The organism is Lancefieldella parvula, assembly GCF_963530955.1.
Classification (GTDB): domain Bacteria; phylum Actinomycetota; class Coriobacteriia; order Coriobacteriales; family Atopobiaceae; genus Lancefieldella; species Lancefieldella parvula_A.
Genome location: NZ_CAUSFQ010000073.1, coordinates 1 through 7,116 on the forward strand (window position 1 = coordinate 1; position 7,116 = coordinate 7,116).

The following is a 7,116-nucleotide window of genomic DNA, read 5'->3' on the forward strand; positions in this document are numbered from 1 at the left end:
CCATGGGTCACTACCTTATCTTTTGTTGTTGCACTAGCAATGAGAATTCAAGGGCCAAAACCATCTCTTCCCTACTCGTAGCAAAAATCAACCTGCATAAAAGTACCCGGCTATTCATATACATGAATAGCCGGGTACTGAACGTCTAAGAAATACGTCCTACCGCGTTATCGCCGCATGCTACAACCACACGCGCTACGATCTACCACGCGCGCTTACGCCTCCAAACTCTCCAGTTCAGAGAGCCAGAGCGAGCTCGAAGCATCGGATGGCATACGCAGGTCGCCGCGCGGAGACAGCGAAACCGAACCAACCTTTGGTCCGTCGGGCATCGCCGAGCGCTTAAACTGCTGCGAGAAGAAGCGGCGGTAGAACACCTTTAGCCAACGCACGATAGTCTCGTGGTCGTAAACCTCCTGGTCAGTGCCTGTACCAAACGCACGCTCGGCAAGACGCAGAACCTTGAGCGGACCGCTTCCGTGACGAAGCACATGGAACAGGAAGAAGTCGTGCAGCTCGTAAGGGCCAACCAGGTCCTCCGTCTTCTGCTCAATGGAACCGTCTGCCGCAGATGGCAGTAGCTCAGGAGAAACTGGTGTGTCCAGAACGTCACGAAGAACGTGAGCAATCTCGTCCTCACCCTGCTCCTCATACGAGTCTGCGCAGTAATCAACAAGGTATCTGACCAGCGTCTTTGGTACCGAAGCATTTACGCCGTACATGGACATCTGGTCACCGTTATACGTTGCCCAGCCAAGCGCCAGCTCGGAAAGGTCGCCCGTGCCAATGACCATGCCGCCCACCTGGTTAGCAACGTCCATCAGAATCTGCGTGCGCTCGCGAGCCTGGGCGTTTTCGTACACAACGTCGTGAACATCCTGGTCGTGGCCGATGTCGGCAAAGTGCTGCAGCACGGAATCCACAATGGAAATCTCGCGCAGGTCGGCGCCAAGCGACTGCACCAGCTCAATAGCGTTGGTGTACGTGCGGTCCGTGGTGCCAAATCCCGGCATCGTCACAGCTACAATGCCCGAGCGGTCGTATCCCAGCTGGTCAAACGCTCGCACCGTGACGAGAAGGGCCAGCGTAGAGTCAAGTCCACCCGAAATGCCAATAACCGCATGGTCAGAGCCAGTGTGTGCCAGTCTTGAAGCCAAACCGTGAGCCTGAATCGACAGAATCTCCTCGCAGCGTGTTGCGCGAGCGTCATCCATCGCGGGCACAAACGGATGCGGATCAACGTACCTGGTCAGCGGCGTGCGGATTGCAAGCTCGTCGTCACCCTCACCCTCGCCGTCAAACTCCAGCGAGAAATACGTGGTCAGATGCTTGTAATCCTCCGGCGTTGGAGCAACCTCAAACGTCGACGTGCGCCTGCGATCAGCCGCCAGCGACAGCACGTCAATCTCGGACACGGCAATACCCTCGCCAAACACGCCAGAGTCGGCGAGCACACGGCCATTCTCGACAACAAGATCATGGCCCGAGAAAACCAAATCGGTCGTTGACTCGCCCTCACCAGCACTTGCGTAAACGTAGCCGCAGATCAGATGCGCGCTCTGCTGCGCAACCAGCTGACGACGGTACGCGGACTTGCCGGCCAGCGCAGGCGACGCGGACAAGTTGCAGATCAACGTGGCGCCGGCGACGGCGTGCGCATTTGACGGCGGCATGGGCACCCAGAGGTCCTCGCAGATCTCCGCGCCCACAACCAGCTCAGGGATGGTGTCACACGCAAACAGCTGGTTGGTACCAAACGGCACCTCGCCCAGCAGACCAAAGTCCACACTGGTGACCGTCTTGGGGCCAGAAACAAAGTGTCGGCCCTCGTAAAACTCGTTGTACATGGGCACGTAGCGCTTGGGCACCAGGCCCAAAAGCTCTCCCCTAAAGAGAACGGCGGCGCAGTTGTAGAGCTTGCCGGCCACGCGAACAGGCAGGCCTAGCAGCAGCAACGCGTCGACGTCGGCCGTTCGGGCGGCAATGGAAACCAAGCCGCGCTCGGCAGCGTCCAGGAGCGCATCCTGCCAGAACAGGTCCTCGCAGGTGTAGCCCGTGATGCAGAGCTCGGGCAGCACGACCACCTTGGCGCCTCGATTACCTGCGGCTTCTTCGATGGCAGCCAGACAGCTCTCCACGTTAAACGCCACGTCGGCCACGCGGACGCGCGGCGTGATACTTGCAACTTTGATGAATCCGTCTTGCACAATGGCCTCCTTACATGCCGCTTGGGACAACGGGCGCCACATCCGACGACCACGATCCCAGCTGCGCGTTGGGGTTTGCGTCCAAGGTCAATGGCGAGAAACCCTGCGTACGGTAGCTACGAAGTGCGCCGACGGCAATCATTGCGGCGTTGTCGCCACAAACCGACATCGGGGGCACCGTCACTCGAACGCCCATACGACCAAAGGTTTCCTTATATGCAGCTCTGAGCGCGGGGTTTGCTGCTACGCCGCCACCCACGCAGAAATCGGAGACACCCGTCTCCTCAACAGCGGTTTTAGCCTTTGCAACCTGCACGTCAATAACAGCCTGCTCAAACGAAGCGGCCAAGTCTGGCAGATTGATGGCTCTACCTGCGCGATTCTCGCCCTCAATGTAGGTGATAACGGCGGTCTTTAGGCCGGAAAGACTAAAGGAATAGTCGCCGCTGTGCATCATTGCGCGCGGGAAGTGGATGGCCTTAGGGTTGCCCTGAGCTGCAAGTTTGCTGATTACCGGTCCGCCTGGATAGCCCAAGCCCAGTGCCTTAGCAACCTTGTCAAAGGCCTCGCCCACGGCGTCGTCAATGGTGGAGCCCAAAACCACGTAATCTCCCCAGGCACGCACGTGTACCAGCATGGTATTGCCGCCCGAGACCAGGCTTGCCACAAATGGCGGCTCCAGGTCAGGCGTCTCAAACAGGTTGGCCAGCAGGTGACCTTCCAGGTGATGAACGGGAATAAGCGGCAGGTCAGTGGCCACGCAGAAGCCCTTAGCAAACGCCACGCCTACAACGAGCGCGCCGACAAGGCCAGGACCTGCGGTAACACCAACGGCGGCCAGGTCAGACGGCACTAGTGTGTCGCATCCAAAGTGCGCACCCGCGCGGGCCATGGTCTCCTCAAAGAGACCCACAATAGCCTCGGTATGCTTGCGAGAAGCAATCTCGGGCACGACGCCGCCAAAGCGAGCGTGGAAGTCAATTTGCGTTGCGACAACATTTGCGCAGACCACGCCATGAGAATCCATAATGCACATGGCCGTCTCGTCGCAGGACGACTCCAAGCTGAGGATCAAATCCCCCGCCTCGCGGAGCGCCGTAAGCGTCTCTTCAGAGCGCTCACCTTCAACAATAGGCCACGGACGCACTGATGCGTGAGGCTCGGGGTTTCTCGCCTCAAAACCAGCGCCAACCGCCAAAGGCAGCTGCGCCGTCATCAAAAGCGCCGCACAATCCGGACCGTAATATCCCGGACGACGGCCAACCTCAGCAAATCCCAGCTTGCTATAGGCACCCTGAGCTGGAGCGTTATCCTCCTCCACCTCAAGGGTAATCGCGGATGCACCCAGCATCTGAGCGTCGTACGCCACGCGTTCTACCAGCTTGGATGCAATTCCTTGGCGGCGACGCTCGGGCGCGACCACCACTTCTTCCACCTCAAACTGAGCTCCTGCCAGACGACCGCCCGCAAAACCGATGACCGTTCCGCGGTCGTGAGCTAGCCACCAGCTGCGCCCAACGCCCGAAAGCTCGTCATAGAACGTCTGCTTTGACCAGGCCGAATGCGCAGCGTCGGCATATGTTGCCGCCTCAAGCTCCGCCACCTGATCCAGATCGTTCACCGTCATCGGACGAAGCTGCAGGTGAATATCAGCCAGCGCATCATCCACGCCGGTCAGGGCCACCGTTGCCGGCTCCTTGAGACCCAAACGCTTGCGCTCCGACTCCTCCGCGTCCGAAAGTCGCGTGTAAATGGGCAGCACCAGCGCCGGATCGCCCGCACCCGCCTGCTGATACTCGGGCATACACACCGCGCGTACCAGGCCTTCTCCTGTTGGGAACCACGTTGCTTCATCGGTGTATGTCGAGAAACCCGCGCGCTCAAAACGCTCACGGTACTTCAATAAGCCATTGCCCGTAAGCGTGAGCTGGTCCTTATCAGTCCTGCTCGACCACTCCTCCACACAGGCGTCTGCCTTGAGGACGGTCTCCACCGGGAACGTTCTATGCGCTCCAGCGTCATCCAGCAGGTAGATGCCCGGATAGACTTCGCCGCGCATGGCGTCTGCAACAACACCAACGGTACCGCGCACGCCTGCCTTCCATGCGCTGAACGCCATGGCATCAAGTGCGCTTGCGCCGTAAAGTGGCAGGCCAGAGCCGCACGCAATGCCTTTTGCGGTAGCCACGCCAATGCGTACTCCCGTGAACGATCCAGGTCCTCGACCTGCGATAACAGCGTCAACGTCGGTCATGGTCAGACCAGCAGCCTTAAGCACCTCCTGGACCGAGCCCACAAGCTCCACGTTTGCCTGGCGACGGCACAGGTGATCCGTTGACGCTAGCACCTCAACGTCAAACCCGCCGTCCGCGGCCGCTACGCTGTCCGCCGCAGCGGCATCACGCCTGGTCAGACGCGCGACCGTACACGCCAGCATGTCTGTAGACGTATCAACCGCAAGCACTACGTTTGTTTCATTTTTTATAGCAAGCATAAACACTCTTCTCGGCGTAAAAACGCCTTGTATCACGCCAATATTTCTTCTTGTAACTCTATAACTATACGCCAAGCCACGCCCGCAAACAGCGCAAGTCCCAACCCCGCAAAACTTTTATGCACCGACTTATCTACCGGCGCGTATATACATCAGTATCTAATCAAAACCTTGGCTGGCGATAAACACTTTGAAGCCCATACTCTACACGTAAACTGCGAAAGTGAATAAAAATGATTGCTATAGAGAATTTACGGTTTCCACCCTATTGCTCTAGGCAATCTTGCTATTTGGTTTATAGTTAATCCATCAGCGCCCACCCAAGGCTACGCAATGCGTCCTGAAATGCGGTGGGCCATTTTCATAACATTGAAAAACAGAAAAAAGGCAGCTCACCCAGAGCTGCCTTCAACGCACACTATGTCTCCGCAGCATCTAGACTGCGTGCTCTGTCTCAGCTCCCTTTTCCTCCTTGAGAAACTGCATATCCAGAGCCTTAATAAACGGCAGGTAGATTGCCATATCAATCAAAATCAATACGAGCTGAAGTAAAGCGCCCTGCCATCCGCACAGAAGAAATCCCGAGATCAAAGGAGGGGTACTTCCAGGCAGCATAATGCCGTTGCACAGAGGCACCAAGCCGGCGCTCATTGCGGACCACGCAATTAAAACGTTAACAACCGGCGTAAAAATCAGAGGAATTGCCATGATGGGATTCAAAACTATCGGCAGTCCATACATAACCGGCTCGTTGATACCAAAAATACCAGGCACAATAGAAATCTTTGCAATGTCTTTTGCACGGCGAGAATTGCAGAACAAAAATATCACAATCAACAGTGAAAGGGTTGATCCTCCGCCACCAAACAGCGCAAAGAACGCATCAAACTCTCGATTGATAATGTTGGGCAGTGCTGTTCCAGCTGCAAAAGCAGCCTGGTTTTCCAGTGTAAGCGCGGTCAAAATCGGCGTAAAAATAGGGCTCGTAATGTTTGACCCGTTAATGCCAAAGAACCAGAAAATGCCCTGAATGATGTAAGCAATCGCCAGAGCCCACACGGTTCCACCAAGCATAGTCAATGGTGTCTGTAGCATCAAATAAATGCAGGTAAACGCATCTCCCCAAGGGGTAAGCGCAAACAAAACGCTAATCGCCCACACTGCAGCAAACGTGAGCGCCATTGGAACCAGAGCACTAAACGCAAGCGAGACAGACGTAGGAACGCCCTCCGGCATCCTAATAACCCAGTTCTTCTTGATAGCAAATCCAAAAATGGATACCGACAAAAAGCCTACGATAATCGCTACAAACACACCCCTCGCACCGGTCCACGCAAGAGGAATGCTCTCCACCAAAAATGGCTGAGAAGCTCCCTGGGGCAAAAACTCAGTCACCTGAGGCATCAAAATAAACCAGCTGACGAGCGAAACCATACCAGCAGAAACTCGATCCTCTAAACCAAGTTGATCAGCAAAGTTGTAGCCAATCTCGAAAGACAAAAATATTGCCATGAGCGAAACAGTGCAAGCAGAAGGAATGGCCAACAGCGAGAAAAGCGACTTGCCCTGAATCGTAGTGGACTTCAAGAAATCAACCCACGCTGGGATTGGCAGATTACCTACCAGCGTAAACATTGATCCGATAATAAGGATTGGCATGAGCATGGCAAACGAGTCGCGCATAGTAAGAAGATATTTGTTCTTACTCACCAACTCTGCCATTGGCATAAGCTTTTTCTCAAGGCATTCCGCTACATTCATATAGTCCCCGGCGTATCTCCTAAAATAACGATGTGAATCACAGGGTAGAATCATATATCAAAGACAATTGTTACTTCCAAAAACAAGACTATTCTTTACAAAAAACCTGGCGAGAAGATTACTCCTTTCGCCAGGCGACTAACCTGTCAGTTCTTGCTGCAGCACGCGACCGCCTGCGACCACGACCCGCTACTTGCTCGTTAACCGCTCGATGAGCTTGTTGATCTCCCACTCGGTCATGCCCACATCGGTCAGATACTTGCGAGCTCCAGCTGCGTAATCTGCGCCGTCGAGTGAACCGTACGTAGGCACCCCAGCAATGCAGCGAGCGATGTCGTCGAACTTCACGTCAACAACGGCGTCGTAACGAGCCTTATCGTCCTTCTCGTTAATGCCGTAATAGTTGTCGTAGGTAATCATGTAGTCATCGCGCATCTCGTCGTAGGATGCGCCGCAAAGTGCCTCGAGAAGAGCGCAGACAAAGCCCGTACGATCCTTACCCTCGGTGCAGTGAATAAGGTAGGGTCCCTTATGCAGAATTATCTCGCGCAGACCCGCTACCAGGCGATAAGCATATTGGCCACCACGATAATTGGCGTTGAGGTTAAGGGCCGCAACATTTCCTGCGTCGTAAAAGATCTGGTGCCACGTAAT

Annotated in this window: 4 protein-coding genes; all 4 read right to left on the minus strand. The window is 55.4% G+C overall.

Annotated features, from left to right (window positions below):
- Positions 1 to 215 precede the first annotated feature (215 nt).
- On the minus strand, positions 216 to 2,207 hold the full coding sequence (locus RWJ43_RS05290; protein WP_314008672.1) for an NAD(+) synthase: 1,992 nt from the start codon (positions 2,205 to 2,207) through the stop codon (positions 216 to 218).
- Positions 2,208 to 2,217: 10 nt separating this feature from the next.
- Entirely contained in the window at positions 2,218 to 4,701 is a 2,484-nt protein-coding gene (gene tsaD, locus RWJ43_RS05295) for a tRNA (adenosine(37)-N6)-threonylcarbamoyltransferase complex transferase subunit TsaD (protein WP_314008675.1), read from the minus strand.
- Between the two features lie 435 nt (positions 4,702 to 5,136).
- Positions 5,137 to 6,462 carry a PTS transporter subunit EIIC gene (locus tag RWJ43_RS05300; RefSeq protein ID WP_314008678.1) on the minus strand — a complete coding sequence of 442 codons (1,326 nt, stop codon included), beginning with the start codon at positions 6,460 to 6,462 and terminating at the stop codon, positions 5,137 to 5,139.
- Positions 6,463 to 6,651: 189 nt separating this feature from the next.
- On the minus strand, positions 6,652 to 7,116 hold a 465-nt coding region (locus RWJ43_RS05305; protein ID WP_314008681.1), incomplete at its 5' end, for a tyrosine-protein phosphatase.